20 protein-coding genes and 2 pseudogenes are annotated in these 21462 nt (G+C 70.5%); 7 read left to right on the forward strand and 15 right to left on the reverse strand.

Features of this window, described 5'->3' with window-relative positions; translation table 11 throughout:
* Positions 1-87 precede the first annotated feature (87 nt).
* The 4 genes from ACIPRD_RS19845 to ACIPRD_RS19860 form a co-directional block, all read right to left on the reverse strand.
* On the reverse strand, positions 88-1842 hold the full coding sequence (locus ACIPRD_RS19845) for an NAD+ synthase (protein ID WP_401564639.1): 1755 nt from the start codon (positions 1840-1842) through the stop codon (positions 88-90).
* Between the two features lie 221 nt (positions 1843-2063).
* On the reverse strand, positions 2064-4031 hold the full coding sequence (locus ACIPRD_RS19850) for a S53 family peptidase (RefSeq protein ID WP_356398098.1): 1968 nt from the start codon (positions 4029-4031) through the stop codon (positions 2064-2066).
* A gap of 209 nt (positions 4032-4240) precedes the next feature.
* Positions 4241-4879 carry a DUF305 domain-containing protein gene (locus ACIPRD_RS19855; RefSeq protein ID WP_356398101.1) on the reverse strand — a complete coding sequence of 213 codons (639 nt, stop codon included), beginning with the start codon at positions 4877-4879 and terminating at the stop codon, positions 4241-4243.
* A complete protein-coding gene (locus ACIPRD_RS19860) occupies positions 4876-5580 on the reverse strand; it encodes a DUF3105 domain-containing protein (RefSeq protein ID WP_401564643.1) in 705 nt (234 codons plus the stop codon). Before ACIPRD_RS19860 ends, ACIPRD_RS19855 begins: the two co-directional genes overlap by 4 nt.
* Before the next feature lie 229 nt (positions 5581-5809).
* On the opposite strand from ACIPRD_RS19860, the gene ACIPRD_RS19865 reads away from it, so the two are divergent.
* The gene (locus ACIPRD_RS19865; protein ID WP_401564646.1) at positions 5810-6256 is read left to right on the forward strand and encodes an RrF2 family transcriptional regulator; all 447 of its coding nucleotides are present in this window, start codon (positions 5810-5812) and stop codon (positions 6254-6256) included.
* Positions 6257-6446: 190 nt separating this feature from the next.
* On the opposite strand, the gene ACIPRD_RS19870 is transcribed toward ACIPRD_RS19865, so the two are convergent.
* Positions 6447-7631: a globin domain-containing protein gene (locus tag ACIPRD_RS19870; RefSeq protein ID WP_356398109.1), complete on the reverse strand. Its 1185-nt coding sequence runs from the start codon at positions 7629-7631 to the stop codon at positions 6447-6449.
* Between the two features lie 304 nt (positions 7632-7935).
* Between ACIPRD_RS19870 and ACIPRD_RS19875 the strand changes: the two genes are divergently transcribed.
* Positions 7936-9297: a glutamine synthetase family protein gene (locus tag ACIPRD_RS19875; protein WP_356398112.1), complete on the forward strand. Its 1362-nt coding sequence runs from the start codon at positions 7936-7938 to the stop codon at positions 9295-9297.
* Positions 9298-9890: 593 nt separating this feature from the next.
* Entirely contained in the window at positions 9891-10397 is a 507-nt protein-coding gene (locus tag ACIPRD_RS19880) for a hypothetical protein (protein WP_401564648.1), read from the forward strand.
* Between the two features lie 93 nt (positions 10398-10490).
* Here the strand turns inward: ACIPRD_RS19880 and ACIPRD_RS19885 are convergent.
* Together ACIPRD_RS19885 and ACIPRD_RS19890 are read right to left on the reverse strand one after the other, a co-directional pair.
* Positions 10491-10748, reverse strand: a pseudogene (locus tag ACIPRD_RS19885) (hypothetical protein); the annotation flags it as partial.
* Positions 10718-11436: pseudogene (locus ACIPRD_RS19890) on the reverse strand (ATP-binding protein); the annotation flags it as partial. The pseudogenes ACIPRD_RS19890 and ACIPRD_RS19885, both read right to left, overlap by 31 nt.
* 322 nt (positions 11437-11758) lie before the next feature.
* Between ACIPRD_RS19890 and ACIPRD_RS19895 the strand changes: the two are divergent.
* From ACIPRD_RS19895 to ACIPRD_RS19905, 3 genes are read left to right on the forward strand one after another with little or no spacing between them, the layout of a single operon-like run.
* On the forward strand, positions 11759-12499 hold the full coding sequence (locus ACIPRD_RS19895) for a hypothetical protein (RefSeq protein ID WP_356398116.1): 741 nt from the start codon (positions 11759-11761) through the stop codon (positions 12497-12499).
* Entirely contained in the window at positions 12496-13233 is a 738-nt protein-coding gene (locus ACIPRD_RS19900; protein WP_401564652.1) for a hypothetical protein, read from the forward strand. Before ACIPRD_RS19895 ends, ACIPRD_RS19900 begins: the two co-directional genes overlap by 4 nt.
* Positions 13230-13745, forward strand: coding sequence for an NUDIX hydrolase (locus ACIPRD_RS19905; RefSeq protein ID WP_356398122.1), 516 nt, complete (start codon positions 13230-13232; stop codon positions 13743-13745). The genes ACIPRD_RS19900 and ACIPRD_RS19905 overlap by 4 nt, the downstream gene beginning before the upstream one ends.
* Positions 13746-13914: 169 nt before the next feature.
* Here ACIPRD_RS19905 and ACIPRD_RS19910 read toward each other — a convergent pair whose 3' ends face one another.
* Together ACIPRD_RS19910 and ACIPRD_RS19915 are read right to left on the reverse strand one after the other, a co-directional pair.
* On the reverse strand, positions 13915-14652 hold the full coding sequence (locus ACIPRD_RS19910; RefSeq protein ID WP_401564654.1) for a hypothetical protein: 738 nt from the start codon (positions 14650-14652) through the stop codon (positions 13915-13917).
* Positions 14653-14728: 76 nt separating this feature from the next.
* A complete protein-coding gene (locus tag ACIPRD_RS19915; protein ID WP_401564655.1) occupies positions 14729-15160 on the reverse strand; it encodes a VOC family protein in 432 nt (143 codons plus the stop codon).
* Positions 15161-15326: 166 nt separating this feature from the next.
* Here ACIPRD_RS19915 and ACIPRD_RS19920 point away from each other — a divergent pair, with 166 nt between their 5' ends.
* Positions 15327-15890, forward strand: coding sequence for a GNAT family N-acetyltransferase (locus ACIPRD_RS19920; protein WP_401564658.1), 564 nt, complete (start codon positions 15327-15329; stop codon positions 15888-15890).
* An 18-nt stretch (positions 15891-15908) separates the two neighbouring features.
* Here the strand turns inward: ACIPRD_RS19920 and ACIPRD_RS19925 are convergent, their stop codons facing one another.
* The 6 genes from ACIPRD_RS19925 to ACIPRD_RS19950 all read right to left on the reverse strand — a co-directional run bounded on the left by ACIPRD_RS19925 (position 15909) and on the right by ACIPRD_RS19950 (position 21275).
* Entirely contained in the window at positions 15909-16115 is a 207-nt protein-coding gene (locus ACIPRD_RS19925) for a DUF397 domain-containing protein (RefSeq protein WP_356398133.1), read from the reverse strand.
* Positions 16112-17008 (reverse strand): helix-turn-helix domain-containing protein, encoded by an 897-nt coding sequence (locus ACIPRD_RS19930; protein WP_401564661.1) that lies wholly within the window; start codon positions 17006-17008, stop codon positions 16112-16114. Before ACIPRD_RS19930 ends, ACIPRD_RS19925 begins: the two co-directional genes overlap by 4 nt.
* A gap of 120 nt (positions 17009-17128) precedes the next feature.
* The gene (locus ACIPRD_RS19935; protein WP_401564664.1) at positions 17129-18151 is read right to left on the reverse strand and encodes a TolB-like translocation protein; all 1023 of its coding nucleotides are present in this window, start codon (positions 18149-18151) and stop codon (positions 17129-17131) included.
* A complete protein-coding gene (locus ACIPRD_RS19940) occupies positions 18148-19719 on the reverse strand; it encodes an MFS transporter (protein ID WP_401564667.1) in 1572 nt (523 codons plus the stop codon). The genes ACIPRD_RS19935 and ACIPRD_RS19940 overlap by 4 nt, the downstream gene beginning before the upstream one ends.
* Position 19720: 1 nt before the next feature.
* Complete coding sequence (locus tag ACIPRD_RS19945) at positions 19721-20608, reverse strand: alkaline phosphatase family protein (RefSeq protein WP_401565154.1); 888 nt, start codon at positions 20606-20608, stop codon at positions 19721-19723.
* 205 nt (positions 20609-20813) lie between these two features.
* A complete protein-coding gene (locus ACIPRD_RS19950; protein WP_401564670.1) occupies positions 20814-21275 on the reverse strand; it encodes a nuclear transport factor 2 family protein in 462 nt (153 codons plus the stop codon).
* Between the last annotated feature and the right edge of the window lie 187 nt (positions 21276-21462).

The following is a 21462-nucleotide window of genomic DNA, read 5'->3' on the forward strand; positions in this document are numbered from 1 at the left end:
TCTCCCGCGCCGCCCGCAAGATCCCCGGCCGCACCGGAAGACGCCCCTGCCCGTACCGGTCGCGCCCCCGGCGCTCGGCGGGGGGCGCTACGCCGTCTCGCGCCAGCCGTTTGTGATCGGCAGGCGCCGGTCCTTGCCGAAGCCCTTCGCGGAGATCTTCGTGCCCGGCGGGTACTGCCGCCGCTTGTACTCGGCGGCGTCCACCATGCGCAGCGTCCGCGTCACCAGGTCCCGGTCGAAACCGGCCGCCACGATCGCGTCGGCGCCCTGGTCCCGGTCGACGTACAGGTCGAGGATCGCGTCCAGGACCGGATAGTCCGGCAGGGAGTCCGTGTCCACCTGGCCCGGCCGCAGCTCGGCACTCGGCGGCTTGCTGATCGAGTTCTCCGGGATCGGCGGCGTCGCGCCCCGCTCCTCCGCGGCCCGGTTGCGCCACCTGGCCAGCTGGAAGACGGACGTCTTGTACACGTCCTTGATGGGGCCGTACGCGCCCACCGAGTCGCCGTAGAGCGTCGAATACCCCACCGCCAGCTCGGACTTGTTGCCCGGGGCCAGGACGATGTGGCCCTCCTGGTTGGAGATCGCCATCAACAGCGTTCCCCTGAGCCGCGATTGCAGGTTCTCCTCGGCCAGGCCGGTCAGGCCCAGCGCGCCCATGTACGCGTCGAACATCGGCTCGATGGACACCGTACGGAAGTTCAGGCCGGTGCGGCGGGCCAGTTCGGCCGCGTCGCCCAGGGAGTGCTCCGAGGAGTACTTCGACGGCATCGCGACGCCGTACACGTTCTCCGCGCCCACCGCGTCGCACGCGATCGCGGCCACCAGCGCCGAGTCGATGCCGCCGGACAGGCCGATCAGCACCGACCGGAAGCCGTTCTTGACGACGTACGCGCGCAGGCCCGTGACCAGCGCCGACCAGACCTCCGCGTCGTCGTCCAGGTGCGGGGCGCGCTCGCCGGTGAACTCCGGTCCGTACGCGGGCAGCGGGTCCTCGGTGAGGACCACCCGGTCGATGCGCAGACCGTCGTCCACGACGCCCGTCGGCGCCTGCGGGTCCGCCGCCGGCAGGTCCAGGTCCACCAGCACACAGCACTCGGTGAACTGCGGTGCGCGGGCGATCACTTCGCCGTCCGCGTCGACCACGATGGAGTCGCCGTCGAAGACCAGCTCGTCCTGGCCGCCCGTCATGGCGAGGTAGGCGGTGACGCAGCCCGCCTCCTGGGCGCGCTTGCGGACCAGTTCCAGACGGGTGTCGTCCTTGTCGCGCTCGTAGGGGGAGGCGTTGACCGACAGCAGCAGCCCCGCGTGCGCCGAGCGGGCGGCCGGCACGCGGCCGCCGTCCTGCCAGAGGTCCTCGCAGATGGCGAGGGCCACGTCGACGCCGTGCACCCGGATCACCGGCATCGTGTCGCCGGGCACGAAGTAGCGGAACTCGTCGAAGACGCCGTAGTTCGGCAGATGGTGCTTGGCGAAGGTCAGGGCCACCCGGCCCCGGTGCAGCACCGCGGCGGCGTTGCGCGGGGCGCCGGCCGGCTGGCCGTACCTCGGCTGCGCGGCGTCCGAGCGGTCGAGGTAGCCGACGAGCACCGGCAGCTCGCCCAGGCCCTCCTCGGCCAGCCGGGCCGCGAGCGCGCGCAGGGCGGCGCGGGAGGCGTCGACGAAGGAGGAGCGCAGGGCCAGGTCCTCGACGGGATACCCGGTCAGCACCATCTCGGGGAACGCCGCGAGATGGGCTCCCCGCTCGGCGGCCTGCCGGGTCCGGCGGACGACCGACTCCGTGTTCCCGGCGATGTCGCCGACCCGTGAGTCGATTTGATTCAGGGCGAGACGAAGTTGAGGCACCCGGCCAGTGTAATCGTCAGAGCGACGCGATGGGGGGTCCGGAGTGTCTGACACCCCACACCCGACGGGGGTCCGGAGTGTCTGACCCCCACATCCGGCGGGGGTGCGGAGTGTCTGCCCCCCCCCAAACTCGGCAGGGGTGCGGAGTGTCTGACACCCCGCACCCCCTCACCGACCGCGGGCGTCCCCCGCCGGGAAGCGGGGGACGCCGGAGCGGATGATCAGTGGCGCCGGAACGACTGGACGTAGCCGTCCGCGGGCGTGCCCACGCCGGTGACGTCGTCGTAGCCCTTCACCGCGGACAGCGAGCTGTCCTTGCCGAGGCTGCGGACCGAGGTCGCGAGGCCGTCGGTGGCGTCGACACCGTTGACGAAGTCGATACGGGCCACCGCCAGGTCGGTACCGGTCGGGCGGTCCGTGACGTCGTGGAAGACGCCCTTCTTGCCGTACTTGGCGTAGATCGACGGGTTGGCGAAGCCGATCGCCTTGCCGCCGCGCGCCTCCTGGGCCAGGGCCTGGACCGCGGCGATCACCGGAGCGGCCAGCGAGGTGCCGCCGATGCGGTACTCGCTGTACTTCTCGGATCCGTCCGGGAAGGTCTGGGTCTGGCCGACCAGGAACCCGGTGTTCGGGTCGGCGATCGCCGAGATGTCCGGGACGACGCGGTTGCCGGCGGCGCTGTTGGCCGTGGCCAGCGCGTTCGGCACGATGCCCTTCTGGTACGCGGGCTCGCGCACGGTACGGCTGGTGCCGCCGCCCGCGCCCGAGGTGAACGCGCCCGGGAAGTTCGTCCAGGACTTGCCGTCGGCGGCCAGGGTCGCCTTCTCGGTGCCCCAGCCGGTCTCCCACTGGTACGTGTCGCCCTTGCCGACGGCCAGCGAGGTGCCGCCGACCGCGGTCACCCACGCCGAGTTGGCCGGGGTGTCGACCTGCTTCACGCCCGGGTGCTCCGGCGTCGTGGTGTTGGCCACCTCGTCGCCGTTGTCGCCGGAGGAGAAGTAGAAGCCGATGCCCTGCACCGCGCCGAGCTGGAACACCTGGTCGTAGGCGGCCGCGAGGTCCGGCGTCTGGTTGGCCTCGATGTCGCCCCAGGAGTTGGAGACGATGTCGGCGAGGTGGTTGTCGACCACCTTGCTGAGCGAGTCCAGCAGGTCGTCGTCGAAGCAGGACGCGGCGCCCACGTAGGTCACGTCGGCGTTCGGCGCGACCGCGTGCACGGCCTCGACGTCGAGGGTCTCCTCGCCGTACCAGCCGGACGCGTCGCACTCGTCGGCCGAGGTGTGCGTGTAGTCGGCCGGCAGCGACTGGTGCAGCTGACCGGTCTTCCAGGCCGCGTCACCGTTCTTCTGCGCGTACTTGCCCGCGTCGAAGGCGATGGTCGGCGAGGCGTAGGCGTCCGTGATGGCGATGCGGACGTGCTTGCCGGTGTAGGAGCCGGCGCCGTAGGCGGCGCGCAGCTGCTTGCCGGTGTAGCCCTTGATCGCGTACGGGATCTTGCCGCCGTACGCGTCCGGCAGCGTGGTCGCGGTCTTCGAGCCGAAGTACGACGAGAACGGCCCGGAGTTCTTGAACACGGCTCCCGGACCGGGGAGCTGCTCGTCGTGGTCCGACTTGTGCGGCGCGTTGTCCAGACCGGTGACGGTCAGGACGGCGCCCTTGAGGCCGGCCGGCGCGGACGCGGTCTTCGAGGGCGCGCGGTAGGTCTTCGCACCCTTGGCGAAGTTGTGCAGCTGGGTGCCGAAGGCCTTCTCGGCCGCCGCCACGTCACCGGAGACGGCGATGTAGTGCGGGGTGACCTGGGTGACCTTCAGCCCGGCCGAGGTCAGCCAGGACTTCACGGCCGACACCTGCGCCTTGGTGGCGCCGAAGCGGGCCTGGACGTGCTTCGCGTCCAGGTACTTGCCGTACAGCGGGGAGCTGGGGTCGGACACCGCCTTGGCGTAGGCGGTGAGTCCGGCCGCGTCCCGGCCGGCCAGGTAGACCCGGGCCTTGACCTGGGCGTTGTCGGCGGTGGCACCCTTGTCCGCCTTGGCCGTGGCCCACGCGGGCCTGGTGCCCGTCAGCGCGTCACGGGCCGGGGTGCCCGCGGCGTGGGCCGCGGGTATGCCGAGCGCCAGCGCACCGGCGATCATCGGCAGCGTCGCCGCCATGCTCACACCGGCGCGCGTCTTGGCGCGATTGGATCTCATAAAACCCCCTGCGATGCGGTTCGCATGCATGTAGTGGTCGCTATGTCGCGGATGACCGCGCCGGCCCGCGGCGGTTTAGGCCGGTACGAGATCACACGATGGGGGCCACTCTGACGATGAACCGTTCATGTCAGGGGAACGTGAAGGTCAAGAGAAGCTCAAGGAACCTTCCTCCAGGGTGATTTGAGCGGTTGATCCTTACGGCGGTGTTACGAACCGGGTTGCGCGCCGCGCTCCTTGAGCATTCCGGCCATCACCTGGAGCTCCGACTCCTGCGCGTCCACCATGCCCTGCGCGAGCCGCTTCTCCACTCCCACCGTGCACCGGGCGACACAGCCCTTCGCCATGTGGATGCCGCCCTTGTGATGGTTCGTCATGAGCTGGAGATAGAGGATCTCCGCCCGCTTCCCGTTCAGCGAACCGAGCTCGCGCAGCTCGGTGTCGGTGGCCATGCCCGGCATCAGCGCGCCGTCCTGGCCGGGCGGCATGTCCCCCATGCCCATCCACGCCATCGGCGGCTTCGCCGACACCTTCGGCAGCCCCCACAGGTCCAGCCAGCCCAGCATCATGCCGCGCTGGTTGGCCTGCGTCTGCGCGATGTCGTACGCGAGCCGCCGCACCTCCTCGTTCTTCGTGCGGTCGCGCACGATGTACGACATCTCCACGGCCTGCTGGTGATGGACGGCCATGTCCCGCGCGAACCCGGCGTCCGCGGACTCCGCGCCCGGCGTGCTCGCGGCCGGCGCCGGGGCGCCGGTGTCCTCGGCGACCGCGTAGGTGATCGCGCCCGCCGCGACGAGCGCCGCAGCCGCGGCCCCGGCCACCCAGCCGACGTGCCGCCGCCTCACTTCATGGCCCCGCCGGTGCACGAGGCACCCGGCTCCGGCGTCTGCTTCCCCTGCACGTAGGAGGCGAAGAACCTGCCGACCTCCGGGTCGGACGCGCTCTTCACCGCCACCTGGTGGCCCCACGCCGACAGCATCAGCGGCGCGTCCTGGTCCGCGTACGGGCTCATCAGCGAGTACGGCGTCTGCTTCACCTTGGCGGCGAGGGCGTCCACGTCCGCCTTCTTCGCCTGCGCGGTGTACGTCACCCAGACCGCGCCGTGCTCCAGCGCGTGCACCGCGTTCTCGTCCTGGACCGCGTCCTTGTAGACGTCACCGTTGCAGTCGAGCCACACCGGGTTGTGGTTGCCGCCGACCGGCGGGTGCATCGGGTACGACACCTTCGTCGGCACGTGCGTCCGCGACAGCTTGCCGGACCAGACCCGCACCCCGTCCTTGCCCGTGGTGAAGTGCCCGGTGTCGCCGGAGGTCCCGGCGTTCTTGGCGTCGCCCGCCGGGTCCTTCTTCGCCGAGGCGTTCTTCGTGTCCGGGTCCGACTGCGCGCGCAGCAGCACCACACCGCCGACGACGAGACCGGCCACGACCACCACGCTCGCGGCGACCGTGAGCATCCGGGTACGGCGCTCACGGGCACGCTCGGCGCGCCGCATCTCGTCGACGCGTGCCTTGCGCGCCGCGCTGCTGCTGTTGCTGTCGGAACCCATGACGTGTCCTTCTGGGGGATCTCGGGGCTGCGGGGGTGGGGCTCGCTGATCGTAGTGGGGAAGGGACGCTCCGCTGTAGCACGTGAGGTGAACCGGGTGCAGCGCAGGAGGAACCGGGTGCGGCACGGCAGGGAACCGGATGCGGCACGGCAGGGAACCGGGGGCGGCGTGGCAGGGAACCGGGGGCCGATCATTTGAACCGGGGATGCGCATTACCTACGCTCGCGGTATGCGGCTGTTGCGTTCCACCGACCTGGCTCTGCGGGTCCTCATGCGGTTGGCCGTCGCCGCCGGTACGACCCCCACGACCCGGCAGGTCGCGGAGGACATGGACGTGCCCTACACCCATACGGCGAAGGTCGTCGCCGAGCTCCAGCACCTGGGCCTGGTCGACGCCCGCCGGGGCAGGGGCGGCGGGCTGACGCTCACCGAGCGCGGGCGGACGGCGTCGGTCGGCGCGGTGGTCCGCACCTTCGAGGGCGACGGGGACGTGGTCGACTGCGAGGGCCCGACCCCGTGCCCGCTGAACTCCGGCTGCCGCCTGCGCGGCGCCCTGCGCCGGGCCCAGGAATCCTTCTTCGCGGCGCTGGACCCCGTGACGGTCCAGGACGTGGTCGCGGACCCGACGGGACCGCTGCTGCTGGGCATCTCCAGGGGGCCCGGGGACAACGCCTGAGCAGCCGGCGCCGCCCCGGCGGCCGCGCGGGGCGGGGCGGGGCGGACCGGGGCGTGGGCGTGCGGGGCGGCGCCGACCGGGTGCGGGTGTGCGGGGCGGCGCCGGCCGGGGGTGGGGGTGCGCGGGTCGCCGCCGACCGGGGGTGCGGGGGTGTCGTCGTGCGGGCGCGGGTGCGGTGCTCAGCGGGGCATCAGGTCCGGGGCGACCAGAGGTCCGGGCCGAACACCTCGTAGTGCACGTCGGCCGGGGCGACGCCCTTGGCGAGCAGCTGGGCGCGGACGGCACGCATGAAGGGCAGCGGGCCGCACAGATAGGCGCGGGTGCCCGGCGCCACGGGGACGTCGGCGAGGTCGACCCGGCCGGCGCGGGTGCCGGGCTCGGCGCCCTGCTCGTAGAACAGGTGCACGGACGCGTCCGGCAGCTTCGCCGCGTACCCCTCGTGGTCGGCGCGCAGGGCGTGGGAGCCGGGGGAACGGTCGCCGTGGACGACCGTGACCGGGGCGCGGTGGCCCTCGGCCGCCAGCGCGGCGAGCATCGCCACCATGGGGGTCACGCCGATACCGGCGGAGGCGAGGAGGAGGGGGCGGTCGTCGGCGCCGTCGAGCACCAGGTCGCCGTACGGCTCGGACAGCTCCAGGACGTCGCCCGTGCGCACATGGGCGTGCAGGTGGTTCGAGACCTCGCCGTCGGGCGCCGCGCCGCCGTGCACACGCTTGACGCTGAACCGGCGGACCTCCTCGTCCGGCGCGCCGCAGAGGCTGTACTGCCGTATCTGGCGGGAGCCGTCGGGCAGGGTGACGCCCACGGAGACGTACTGGCCGGCGCGGAAGCCGCGGACCGGGCCGCCGTCGGCCGGCCGGAGCCGGAAGGTGACGACATCGGCGGTCTCGTCGGTCCGCCCGACGACCTCCCACGGCCGCGTGCTCCGGGTGCCGCTCTCCTCGTACAGGCGCCGCTCGATCGCGATGAGCGCGTTCGCCATCAGCCAGTAGACCTCGTCCCAGGCGGCGGCGACCTCGGGGGTGACGGCGTCGCCGAGGACCTCGGCGATGGCGGCGAACAGGTGCTCGTGGACGATCGCGTACTGCTCCGGCGCGATGCCGAGCGAGGCGTGCTTGTGGGCGATGCGGCCCAGCAGGGCGTCGGGGCGGCGGTCCGGATGCTCCAGCAGATGGCCGGCGAAGGCGGCGACGGCCCCGGCGAGGGCCTGTTGCTGGGCGCCGGAGGCCTGGTTGCCCCGGTTGAACAGGTTCCGCAGGAGGCCGGGGTGGGCGGCGAAGAGCCCGGCGTAGAAACGCTGCGAGATCTCGCCGATGGCCGCGCCGACGGCGGGCAGGGTGGCGCGGACGGTGGCTGCGGACTGTTCGGTCAGCATCGGGGCTCCTCACGACTCGACTTTTTTCACCGTAACAAAAACTTGCATCTGAAATACCAATTAAGACGGGTGGTCTCGGTCACGGGTGCGGGCGTCCGGCCATGACGGAAGTCCGTGCGAGCGGGCAAGATGGGCGGCAGGGCGGTACACCCGCCGTACGGCAGGCGTTCAGGCCGGGGACGCCGTGGTGATCGGGATCCGCAACGCGCACGAAATGGTGTTGTGGTGGGATGCTCAGGTGCCCGACCGCCTCCCGCGGCATGGGAGACAGGCGGCCTGACCAGCAAGGATGGGGAAGCGGAAGATGGACAAGCAGCAGGAGTTCGTGCTCCGGACCTTGGAGGAGCGCGACATCCGGTTCGTACGCCTGTGGTTCACGGACGTGCTGGGCTTCCTCAAGTCCGTCGCGGTGGCCCCTGCCGAGCTGGAACAGGCCTTCGACGAGGGCATCGGCTTCGACGGCTCCGCCATCGAGGGCTTCGCCCGGGTCTACGAGTCCGACATGATCGCCAAGCCGGACCCGTCCACCTTCCAGATGCTGCCCTGGCGCGCCGAGACCCCCGGCACCGCCCGCATGTTCTGCGACATCCTCATGCCCGACGGCTCGCCGTCCTTCGCCGACCCCCGCTACGTCCTCAAGCGCGCGCTGGCCCGCACCTCCGACCTGGGCTTCACCTTCTACACCCACCCGGAGATCGAGTTCTTCCTGCTGAAGGACCGCCCGCTGGACGGCACCCGGCCGATCCCGGCCGACAACTCGGGCTACTTCGACCACACGCCCACCAGCATCGGCATGGACTTCCGCCGCCAGGCGATCACCATGCTGGAGTCGATGGGCATCTCGGTGGAGTTCTCCCACCACGAGGGCGCCCCCGGCCAGCAGGAGATCGACCTGCGCTACGCCGACGCGCTGTCCACGGCGGACAACATCATGACGTTCCGCCTGGTCATGAAGCAGGTGGCGCTGGAGCAGGGGGTGCACGCGACCTTCATGCCGAAGCCGTTCTCCGAGCACCCCGGCTCGGGCATGCACACCCACCTCTCCCTCTTCGAGGGCGACCGCAACGCGTTCTACGAGTCCGGCGCCGAGTACCAGCTCTCCAAGGTCGGCCGCTCCTTCATCGCGGGCCTGCTGAAGCACGCGGCGGAGATCTCCGCGGTCACCAACCAGTGGGTCAACTCCTACAAGCGCATCTGGGGCGGCTCCGAGCGCACCGCGGGCGCCGGCGGCGAGGCGCCGTCGTACATCTGCTGGGGCCACAACAACCGCAGCGCCCTGGTCCGCGTCCCGATGTACAAGCCCGGCAAGACCGGCTCCGCCCGCGTGGAGGTCCGCTCCCTGGACTCCGGCGCGAACCCCTACCTCTCCTACGCGGTCCTCCTCGCCGCCGGCCTCAAGGGCATCGAGGAGGGCTACGAGCTCCCGCCGGGCGCCGAGGACGACGTCTGGGCCCTCTCCGACGCGGAACGCCGCGCCATGGGCATCGAACCCCTCCCGCAGAACCTCGGCGAGGCCCTCACCCTCATGGAACGCAGCGACCTCGTCGCCGAGACCCTCGGCGAGCACGTCTTCGACTTCTTCCTCCGCAACAAGCGGTCGGAGTGGGAGGAGTACCGGTCCGAGGTCACGGCGTTCGAACTGCGGAAGAACCTGCCGGTGCTGTAGGGGTGGTTCAGCGGCACTTTTGTGAAGTAGTACGCGGGGTCGGCGGTCATCGATCGTCGGCCCTGCGGCCGTCCTCACCGCCCCTGGGCCGTCTGTGGGCCGTTCGTCTCGGAAACGCGGTCCTCGTAAACGCTGTCCACGGCCCGCCGGGCGCGGCCCTCGCTACTCGGCAGCAGGTGCGTGTGCACCCGGAGCGTGAAGTCAGGGTTCGCGCTACATCGACAACGCCGAATCGCTCAAGCTGGTCGTGCTGATGCCCAGTGAGTCCACGCCCGACGTGAAGGACCTGCTTCAGAGGGAGGGTTTAGGGTTTCCACCTGGTCTTCCAGACCGAAGATGGCTTCACGGGCTTCCCTCTCTCCTAGCCGACGGACGGCGGCGGGGTCTTTAGAGATGTGCTGATTCGTAGGATTGCGCCGTCCCGACCATGCGATCGTGGGTCCGGTCGTGCCGTTGACCGAAGCGCAGTGGGTGTACCTGACACTCGAATACAGCTCCCAGAGCCATGGCGAGGGGGTCGAGGATGAGGGGCTTGTCGGCGGGGTGCCGCTACTATCCGGGATGCCTCACGGGGCGAGGAGGGGAGTCAGGAAATGGGCGACGCGAACGATTCAACGGTCAAACGGAAGTTGGGTATCCCAAGCTTGCGGAACCGGTCCAAGGAGAAGGTAGCCAAGCTCAAGGCGAAGCTGCCCGAGATGGCCACCGAGGTGCAACTCAAGCTCGTCGAACAGTTCCCTGCCTTCAAGGATCTGGGCAAGGCCAACATCGATGCGGTCAAAGAGGCCCACAAGGCCACTCTCGCAGCCAACGAGAACAGTCAGAACCACTTCTACAAGGCTGCGCAGGACCAGCGGGACGCCCTGCAGGCCGACCTCGGTCGGGACGACCTCAGCGAGGCACAGCGGGAGTCCCTCCACGACCACTTCGAACGAAACGTGGGACGGGTGTACGAGAAGGACAGCGAGAGCAAGCTGTTCCACGGGGTGGCGATGAAACTGGTGGCAGCCACCGGTGTAACCGGCCTCATGCTGAGCTTGGCATTCGTCGGCGGCAAGCTCGCTGGAGCGAGCGATGGCGGTTCCGAGGAATCCCAGTAGGACAGCGGCTGTCGAAGTAGCCGCGAACGATGTGCGACTGGCGTCCATGGGGAAGCGGCGGGTCTCGGCGGCTAGTTCCACCTGCTCGCCGGCCTAGCCGCGGAAGTGGTTGCGCTTGATCACGGCTTTGCGGATGTTGACGGTGGTCCCGCCGCGGTGGCTGCCGGCGGTGAAGATCCGTACGGCGATCCTTCCGCCGAAGATCACGGCAACCAGGGTGATCGGCTGGGTGATCAGGACGGTGAGTGCGGCGATGAACGTCGCCAGGAGCAGCAGCCCGCCAAACACCGCGAGGAATCCGACGCCCCCGAGCGCGACGTTCATGGCCGCGCGGGAGACGGCCGGCTTTGCTCGGCAGCGGAAGCGGAACCGTCTGTGTCGCGGTTGGCGAGCGAGCGCAGCGCGCGGTCGCGGCTGACGACCATGACCCCATCGGACTTGTGCGGCTCCGCGCCGGCGTCGTGCAGGATGTGCTTGAGATCGATGAACGACCAGCCGCCGTAGGCGTCGCGTTCAGCACGGCGAGCCGTGCCAGCACGTTCTTCGTCCGCACCCGCGGCGCGTCCTCAAGGGCGCTCGCGATGTCGGCGAGCGGGTCGCGCTCCTCACCCCGCTCGATGCGGGTGAGGGTGGTGGCGCCGTCGCGCAGGGCCTTGGCGCGGTCGGCGATGGCCTTGGCCGCGTCGTCGACGTAGTGCGTGTGCACGGTCAGCGAGGACTGGCCTTGGGGATGTCGATGCCGGACGACGCGACGACCAGCGCTCCCTGATTCAGACCGGGACGGAGCAGGTTCGGCGCGGCCCCGCCGTCGACGGCCTTGTCCCCGAGGGCCATCCGGGGCTTGGGACTCGGTTCCGAGGGCGAGGGAGGCGCGTGTGTGGGCGCCCTCGCGGACCAGCTTGGGAAGGTTCTGGTCGGTGGAGTCCTGGGTGCCCTGCCACATCAGGACGTTGACGGCCCGCCCCTGGTTGGGGATCTGCCTCACGCCCATGAAGTACCGGGACGTGGCCTTGGAGCCGCCGTAGTAGCGGCCGTCCTCCTGATCACGGTTGACGGCTCGGGGGCGCCGAGAAGCCGTTGCGGCGATCCGGGAACGGCGGAATCCGTATGCGTTTTCCACATCCCGCACTGCAGAGCGACACAGAGGTCATGGGAACCGTGACTCCTCCTGCGATCCATGAAGCCGGTCCCTCCAGTTCCGATGCGACGAACCGTCAGCGGGCGCACTTCAAACATGGTTGGGTGGACGCTACCCTTGGCCCCGCTCCGACTTCAGATCATCTTCCGGCGTCGACCCAGGCTTGTCGTCCAAGCCCTGGGCGGTGAGTGATTCTCGCAGGATCGAGCGATCAGGAGAATAGATGATTCACCCCATTGCTCTGGCGTCGCGCACCGGCGGAGTGGTGATTCGAGTGGGCGGGAATTCCATCACTCCCAGGGGTGCGGAAGGGGTGGATCAAGAAGCCCTTCGAGGGGTCGTGTCACTGGTGAGAAACTTGGCGGGCTTCGGTCTGCGCGTTTCGGTGGTGACCGGTGGGGTGGGCGGAAACGTCTTCCTGGACTGGGCGCGGAGCGTAGGGTGCCCCGATGCGCTCATGAACGAAATAGGGTGCTCGCTTATCGATCTGGGTTCGACCATCATGGCCGACCACCTGTCCCGCGCACTGGAAGAAGGGGCGTGCTGCCCAAGGCCCGCTCGAAGTATCCAGGATCTTCGGACGCTCCTCGATACTTATCGAGTCGTGGTCAGTTCCGCCGGCATCGCCGGGGCCACCACCAGTGACTCCCTGTCGCTCTTGATAGGTGAGGCATTAGGAAATCCGGTTCTCTCCATCAAGCGCAATCTTCCGTTCCGTGCCATATCGAGAGACGCCGGATCCAAGCAGGAAGATCACACCTGCTACGTGACGGTCGCAGAGGTGGAGGAAGAGATCAAGAGGAGTGGAATCACGGATCGCGCCGGATGGCATCCGTCTCTCGATGCCTGGTCTTTACGAATACTGAGAAGACCCTCGGTGAGTCTTCGCTTTACCTCGAACAGTTCCTTGACGGCCTACTCTTCCAACGGGCACCTCTCCGAAGTGATGAAGGTGACGATGTGACGAATCGCCAGGCGCACTCGATCGCACGGGACTCCCTGCTGATTGCGACTGTGGTGGGAATCCCGGCCGGGGTGCTCGCCGACTCGGTTTCGCAGGCCCTGAACGCCAAGAAGGCCGACTGGCTCTACGTTGTCGCGGTCACCTTGGCAATTTTGGTTCTGGTGCTTCTGCGTCTGCTCATTGCGATGTATCGCGCAGGGGGATTCGGTGCCGGTGCGAATATCCGTATAGAAAAAATGGCCCCCGTCGACAGGACTTCACTCGCCGACGTCCTCCTGGATGCGCGGGAGGAGGTGGTCTTCTACGGCATCAGCGCCAAGCGCTCTGTCACGGAAGACAGCTTCAGGCGTTCACTCGAAAGGCTGGAGTACCGCAATCTGCGTATCAGGTTCCTCCTGCTCGACCCTTCATGCTCCGCCTTTGTCGAGCGGGCACGGGACGAAGGTGAGTCGGCAGACGCTTGGCGTGCCGACATGCAGACCACGATATCTCGCCTTTCGGCGCACAAGGCGAGCTCCAACCTGGATATACGCTTGCGCATGTCGTCCAGGTATCCCGTATGGCGTGCCATCATCGTCGACAGGGAGCAGGTTTATGTGAGTACGTTCTTGCCGGGTAAACGTGGAACCGAGGCCCATCAGTACGCCTTGAAGAGGTCCGAGGAAGAGGTCGCGCATGGGATCATCAAGAGTTATCGGCTGTCATGGAAAGAATCGCGAGAGGTGGAACTGTGAGTAAAGAGCTGATTCATCGGGCGAAGAACTTCACCCTTTACTCGGAAAACTTCTCCACCCCGACGGGTGAAGAGCGACATATTTCTTTCATCGAACAGCCTGCCGTGGCTATCGCTGTACCGATTCTGGGTGACGGGAAGGTCATGCTCACGGAGCAATGGCGGCCGCTGGTCGGTGAAACTCTCTTGGAATGTCCCGGTGGAAAAGTGGAGCTGGGTGAGACCCCCGAAGAGGGGCTTCGGAGAGAGTTGTCCGAAGAGGTCGGCCTCAGCCCGCGAACTATTCGTTCGCTCGGACACTTCTACTCTTCCGTCGGTGCCAGTACGGAGCGCATCTGCTGCTTCGTGGCCAGTGATTTCGATCCTGCGGTGCGATCCACCAAGGATAAGAAAAGGATCGCCCTGAAGGAGTTCGATCAGGAGGAGTTGTGTGCCATTGTGCGAAATTCGATCATGCCGGACGGTAAGACGCAGATCGCGTTGACGGCGTACTTCAATTCTATCGGGTTGTAGGTTCTCGCTTACTTCTCGGTGTCGAGCGACGGCTGGGGACGGCGACTTTCCTCCGCCAGGTCGTGCGCGGGCGGCCGTGACGCAGCCCGCAGCGGCCGACGCCTCAGGTCACTGAGTGCCGAGACGCCGCTTCCGGCTGCATCGGCCTGCGCCAGCGCCTGTGCGATGTTCAGGCGCGCCGAAGTCCGGGCACGGCGGAGTCGCCCATGACGCTGGTCCAGCGGTGGGACAGGGTGGTGTTCTGGGGTGGGGGGAGGTGGTCGGGTGCGCCGAGGGCCAGGGCGGCGGCGTGGGCGGCGTGGTGGGCCTGGATCCAGGACGGGTCGTCGAGGACTTCGACCTCGTCGTCCTCGTCCCGGCCGAAGAGGTGCGGGCCCACCCGGCGGGCGGCCTGCGTGACGCTGTCGTGCAGGACGGTGAGGCCGCAGCCGACCGGGGAACCGGAGCCGTGGTCCCGGCGCCACTGGTCCCACAGCTCTCGCGTCAGGGCGGTCTCGTCCCCGTCCGGCAAGGCGGCCAGGGCTTCCACCTGGTCGTCGGTCAGGGCGCGGGCCTGGGTGATCACCCGTTCCACCGCGTCGCCGTGCGGGCCGGCGACCAGCCGGGCGGGTACCTGTTCCACGACTGTGAAGGCCTGACAGCGGGCCCAGTCGGCGTGCGGCACCGGCCGGACCGGGTGTTCCAGGTCCTCCACGCGCCACAGGGCCGCCGGCCACGTGAGGATCGCGGTGGGATCCTCGTGCACGACCAGCCCGTCGCTCCCGGTCCGCTGCCGCCTCACCGGGCGTCCCAGGCGGCGTTCACGTGCGGCGAAGAGCCTCTCGGGGCAGAAGCGCACGCGCGTTCCGGGGGCGGGGTGCGGGTCGCCGTAGAAGTGGTCGGCGTCGTCGTAGGCGAAGAAGGGCACGCGGGCACAGTACGCATCGGGGTGCGGCGTCCGCGATCGAGTTGTCCGCGTGCCCGCGGGGGCCGGGGCGCCCGGGTCAGTGGAGCGGCTGGCCCATGCCGAGCAGGTTGCCCTCGCTGTCGTGGAACCAGGCCGCGCGTTCGCCCCGGGCGCCCTTGCTCGGGTAGTTGCCCTCGATCTCGGCGATGCCGTTCTCGGTGCGGAAGCCGGGGGAGTCCACCTCCTCGAAGACCACTCCCCGCCGCCGCAGTTCGGACACCGCCGCTTCCAGGTTCTCGACCTCCAGAGCCATCTGCGTGAACGTGCCGGGCGACGCGCCCGTCGACTGGAACACCACGAACTCCGTGTCGCCGATCCGGTAGAGGAGCCCGCCGGGGCGCCGGTCCACCGGGTCCAGGCCGAGGCACTCGGAGTAGAAGCGGCGGGCCCGTTCCAGGTCCAGGGCCGGGAGCCGGGGCACCGCGCGGGTGAGGGTCAGACGGTCGTCGGTCCTGCTGTCCTCGCTCATGGCTCCCACTGTGGCCCCTCCCGCCCCGCGTCCCGTGGAAGGACGCGGGGCGGGAGGGCGACAGGCGCCTTCGGGCCGGTGTTCCGGCGGCCCGGAAATCGGCATGCCCTCCGCCGTCCCGTCGGTTACGTTGGGCAGCCGTCCACGGGGGAGGGACACCGGTTCCATGACCGCCTTTTCGCTGCCCGTCACCACCGAACGGCTCGTCCTGCGTCTGTTCACCACGCACGACCTCGACGACCTGTACGCCTACCAGAGCCTTCCGGACGTCGCCCGCTTCCTCTACCGGCCCCCGCTCACCCGCGAGCAGTGCGCGGAGAAGCTCGCGCAGCGCGCCGCCGGTACGGCGTGGGCCGAGGACGGCGACAGTCTGACGATCGCCGTGTGCCAGGGCGATGAGGAGAGCGTCGTCGGCGAGGTCGTCCTGAAGCTGGCCAGTGCGTCCGCGCGGCAGGCCGAGATCGGGTGGGTCTTCAACCCCGCCCACGGCGGCCGGGGTTACGCCACCGAGGCGGCACGCGCCGCCGCCTCGCTCGCCTTCACCGAGCTGGGCGTCCACCGGCTCTTCGCCCGCCTCGACGTGCTCAACACCGGTTCCGTGCGCGTCTGCGAGCGCCTCGGCATGCGGCGCGAGGCCCACCTCGTGGAGAACGACCTCGACGGCGAGCGCTGGGGCAGCGAGTACGTCTACGCGTCGCTCGCCCGCGAGTGGAAGGACGGGCGGGGCTGAGGGGGGCGACCCCCTCGGTCAGTCCCTATCCGTGAACCTCAGGAAGGCCGTCCACGCCCGTGCCCCGACGGTGAGCTGCGGACCCTGCATGGCCTTGGAGTCCCTCACACGGACGCAAGTCGGGGCGACAGCGATCTCCACGCAGGAATTGCCGTCCGGCCCGTCGCTGTAACTGCTCTTGAACCAGTCCGACTCGGCGGTGTCCGCAGGGGATGTACGGATCATGACTCTCCCAGCATGCGCTCGATGAAGGCCAGCGACTCCCGGGGCGTGAGAGCCTGCGCCCGGATCGTGCCATACCGCAGTTCGAGGACGCGCAGTTGCCTGGGATCCGTGGTCGGGCGGCCGTTGTACGCGCCGTCCGAGCGGCCGACCGCCGTGCCGTCGGCGAACTTCAGGACCTCGATCTTCCCGTTCAGCCCGGGGTGGGCACCGGCGTCGGTCGGCATCACCTGAAGCGTGACGTTGCGCAACCGCCCCACCTCCAGCAGATGTTCGAGCTGTCCGCGCCACACCATCGTGCCCCCGACAGGCCGCCGGAGCGTCACTTCCTCCTGGACGAATCCGAGCGAAGGGGCGGGTGACCGCTCGAAGACGGACGCGCGGGCCGTGCGGGCGGCGACCATGCGCTCGACCTCCTCCTCCGTGTAGGCCGGCTGCCACACCTCGAAGAGGGCCCGCGCGTGCTCGGGCGTCTGCAGCAGACCGTGCAGGCTGAGACCCACATACGCCCCCAGCTCGACGGCAGTTGCCTCCATCCGCGCCAGATCCCGCACCCGCTTCGGATACCTGACCTTCTGCACGTCCTCCCGCATCGCCGCGAGCAGGCCGCCCGCGCCCAGTACCTCGTCCGCCTTCTCCAGGTACTCGGGGCGGGGGATCCGGGTGCCGCCCTCGATCTTGTAGACGAGGTCCTCTCCGTAGCCCACCGCCGCCCCGAAGTCGGCGGCCCGCATCCCCACGGCCTCTCTGCGCAGCTTCAACTGGCGGCCCACCGTGGCGACCACGGCGACCCCCCACTCGTCGTCCGGGTCCACCTCCCAGCCGGGCTCGTCCGCCTCGTCCCCGAGCCGTACCGTCGGGCTCCCGGCCCGTACCGCCTCGCCGTCCACCGACATGCGCGCCCCTCCGCCGTACGCGTGCTCCCGCGACGTGTCCGACGGTAGAGCGCGCCGCGGCGCCCGGCGGGGTGAACGCGGCTTCCGCGACGCCCACGGGTGACGGGACGGGTGGCGGGCTCAGTCCAGGAACGCGGGGGACACCGCGGAGTTGCTGATGCGCCGGGGCGTACCCGTGCCGTCGGCCGGGGTCTCGTACAGGTCGGCGCCGAAGTCGCCGGGGAGGGCGTAGACCAGGGTGCGGCCGTCCTTCCACACCGCCTGGTCGTCGACGCTGCGCCGCTCCGCGAGCGGCGTCTCGCGCATCGAGCGCAGATCGAGGACGTACAGGCGCCAGGGGGCGTCCTTCGGCAGGCCCTCGACGCGTTTCTTGTAGGCGACGCGGGTGCCGTCGGGGGAGAGGGAGGGGCATTCGACGTTCGGGTGGAGCGTGGTCACCGTGCGCGTGCGCAGGTCGCCCCGGACCAGGTGGGTACGGCCCTTCGTGGCGAGCGTCGCGTAGAAGGTGCGGTCGTCCGGGGCGAACGTCACGCCCCAGAAGTTGGCGTCCGCCGCGCGGTAGGGGCGGCCGTCCCGCACGATCCGGAAGGTCTCCAGCGACGGGATCAGCTCGCCCGTGCGGGTGTCGACGATCGCCGCGCGGGTGGAGAAGTCCGTCCCCGCGTACGAGTCGCCGCCCACGAACGCCGTCCAGGCGGCGAAGCGGCCGCTGGGGGAGACCCGTGCCCGGGAGGGGATCCCGGGGACGGCGTAGTGGGCCCGGGTCCTCAGGCGCGCGTCCAGGATCAGCGCGCGGTAGGTGTCCGAGACCGGGCCGTGGACGGCCTGGAGGCACACGCCCGTGCCCGAAGCGGCGTAGAAGCGGAGGCACTTGACGCCGGAGGCGGTGCGCGGGCCGCCGGGGTCGGACGCCGCGACCGTGGTCAGCTCGTCGCGGTGCGGGCCCCAGGCCAGGTTGCGGAAGACCATGCGGCGCTGTCCGGCGGCCAGGTCCACCGGGCCGGCGGCGACCGCGGGGCCGCCCGGCCGCGCACGGTCGCGGCGCTCCGCGCGCGCGGACGCGTGCAGGACGGAGGCCAGCCCGACCGCCGCGAGGACGGCGACGGCCGAGACCAGGACCAGGACACGGGTGCGTACGGTCATGCGGTGACAGTGCCTTCCGGGTGGAGGGTCCTCGGGCGCAGGGCCAGAGCGAACACCGCGCACGCGGCCAGCGCCGGCACCGCTCCCGCGAGCGCCGCCCGGTCGCCCCACACGGTCCAGGCGGCGCCGAACAGCAGCGAGCAGGCGAACCGGGCCAGCGCCTGCCCGGTCTGCACGAGCGCCAGGCCGGACGAGCGCAGCGCCTCGGGCACGCAATCGGAGGCCGCCGCCATCAGCACGCCGTCGGTGGCCGCGTAGAAGCCGCCGTGCAGGGCGAGGACGGCGAAGGGCAGCGCGGTGCCGTGCCAGGAGGTGAGCAGCAGGGCGTACGCGAGCAGGAGCGAGCCGTGGCCGGCGACGAACACGGTCCAGCGGCCCACCCGGTCCGCGAGCCGGCCGAGCGGCACCGCCAGCAGCAGGAACGCGGCGGCCGTGCCGAGGGGCAGCAGTGCGAACCAGCGGTCGGGGACGCCGAGCCGGCGCTGCAGCAGCAGGTACACGAAGGAGTCGCTGACCGTGGCCAGGCCGAGCAGCAGGGCGCAGACGGCGATCCGGCGCAGCTCGCGGCGGCGCAGCAGGCCGACGGCGGCGCGCAGGGTGGGTCGCGCCCCCGCTTCCGGCCCTGGCCCTGTGCCCGTGCCCAGCCCCGGCCCCGTCCCCGGGCCTGTCCCCGTCCCCGGGCCTGTCCCCGGCCTCGTCCCCGTCCCCGGCCTCGGCCCCGAGCGGGCGTCGGCGGCGGAGCCGGCCTCCCCGTCGAGGCGCGCGCCCGTGCCGGATTGGGCCCCCGCGCCGGGACGGGCCTCCGAGGCAGGCCCGGTTCCCGCGTCCGAGGCAGGCCGGGCCCCCGCGTCCGTCGCGCGGTGGAACACCGCGTCCGTCGCGCCGCGGGGGCCCGTGGCACCGGGAGAGGGGGTGCCGGGGACGAACAGGACCAGGACCAGCACCCCCAGCACGGCCACGCAGAAGCTGACGGTGAACACCGCGTCGTACCCGTCGACGGTGGCCCGCAGGATCAGGAAGGCCACGAGCGGGCCGAGCAGGGCGCCCGCGGTGTCCATCGCGCGGTGCACGCCGAAGGCGCGGCCCCGGCTCTCCGGGGGGCCGGACAGGGAGATCAGCGCGTCGCGCGGGGCGGTGCGCAGCCCCTTGCCGGTGCGGTCGGCGGCGAGGACCAGGCCGATGGGGGTGAGCGAATGGGCGATCAGCAGCAGGGGCTTGCAGAGGGCGGAGAGGCCGTAGCCGAACCCGGCCACCCACTTGTGGCGGCCGCCGCCCCGGTCGGCGAGGTGGCCGCCGGCCAGGCGCACGAGGGCCGAGAAGCCGTTGTAGACGCCGTCGAGCAGGCCGAAGCCCAGCGGGGACAGGCCGAGGCCGGTCACCAGGTACAGCGGGAGGACCGCGGTGACCATCTCGGACGAGACGTCGGTGACGAGGCTGACCGTGCCGAGGGCCAGCACGGTGGGGGCGAGCGCGGTGGGGGCGAGCGCGGCGCGGGGCCGCCCGGCCGGAGGCCGGACGGCACCGTCCGCGGACGCCGGCGCGGCGGCCCGGCTGTCCGCTACGTACACGTCAGGACGCCCAGACGCCGGTGATGTCCTTCGCGGAGGCCGCGTTGCCCGCGTGCGTGGTCAGGCCCTGGGTGTCCTCCAGGGTGCGCAGCAGGTCGTAGTGGCTGTAGGTGGTGGCGGACGACGACCCGGGCGTGACCGGTCCGCCGTACAGGACGGTCGGGATGCGGTTGCCGCTGAGCCGGTTGTCCTCGTCGAAGGTGACGACGAGCAGGCTGTTGTGGGTCCTGGCCCAGGTGGCGTAGGCGCCGAGGTTGTTCTTCAGCCAGGTGTCGCCGGTGGACACCGAGCAGTCGTGCATGTCGCTGCACAGGTTCGGGATCACGAACGACAGCTGGGGGAGCGTCGTGTAGTCGGCGGGGAACTGCGCGAAGGTCCGGGCGGTCGAGGTGGGCACGTTGGAGAAGCCGAACCACGGGTTGTGCTTGCGGGCGTAGTTCCCGCTGCTGCACGTGGTCGAACCCTGGCTCGGCAGGGTCTCGTTGTAGCTGGCCCAGCTGCGTCCGGCGGCGAGCTGCTCGGACGCCAGGTTCGGGGCCGCCGAGAAGCCGGGGGTGTAGCAGCTGTCGTCGGTGACACCCTGGGTGGAGCCGGAGAACAGCGCGACGTAGTTCGGCTGGCTCGGGTGGGTGAGGGCGTAGGACTGCGTGAGGTTCGCGCCGCCCGAGGCGAGCGAGTTGAGGTACGGGGCGCCGGAGGAGCCGATGACCTGGCTGTAGGCGTGGTTCTCCAGGACCACGACGACCACGTGGTCGGGGCTCGGCACGGCGCCCGCCGCCTGGGCGGAATCGCCGCCCAGGCCGGTCCACAGGCCGATGGCGGCGGCGGCCAGGGCGGTGGCCGAGGCCACGAGGGTGCGGGCGCGGCGGTACGCGGAACTGCCGGACACATCGACCTCCGGGTGGGGGGTACGGGGCTGACCGTGCAGGCAGAGCATGCTCACGCCAAGGCTCCCACGCCCGACGGAATCCGGCCCCCCGGATGAAGACCGGGTGAACTGCTCACCTCCTGGCGGCCGGCGACACGTCCCGCGAACCGCCTGCGGGCGCCCGCGACAGCAAGCGCGTGCCGCCGCGGGGCCGCGTGCCCATCGCTCAGCGGAGCGGGATGTCGGCACCGTGCTCGTCGGCGCCGCGCGGGCCGAAGATGCGGCGCTCGGACTCGGTGATGGGGACGTCGTCGATGCTCGCCTCGCGGCGCCGCATCAGACCGTGCTCGTCGAACTCCCACAGCTCGTTGCCGTAGGAGCGCCACCACTGGCCGGCCGCGTCATGGCACTCGTACTGGAAACGCACCGCGATCCTGTTCCCGTCGAAGGACCACAGGCTCTTGCGCAGCGCGTACTCCAGCTCCCGTTCCCACTTGGCGGTGAGGAACGCGACGATCTCCTCGCGGCCGGTGACGAACCGGTCGCGGTTGCGCCAGACGGAGTCGGGTGTGTACGCCAGGGCCACGCGGTGCGGGTCACGGGTGTTCCACGCGTCCTCGGCCCCCTGCACCTTCTGGGCCGCGGTCTGTGCGGTGAACGGCGGGTAGGGCGCTCGGTCCTCGGTCACGCGAACCTCCTCGGCGGGTGCCACCTCGTCGGGGAGAGGGTACGTTCCCCGCGTCGCGGGCGCCGGTCGGCGGCGCCGGAGACGCCCGCGGCGGCGAGGGAGAGGCCGCCGGGCCCGGGGCCGTCCCCTGCTGCTGCGACTAGGCTCTGGCCAGAGCAACCTTGATCCATGCCCGTACGCGAGGGGA

The organism is Streptomyces sp. NPDC090108, assembly GCF_044747185.1.
In the GTDB taxonomy this organism is placed as follows: Bacteria; Actinomycetota; Actinomycetes; order Streptomycetales; family Streptomycetaceae; genus Streptomyces.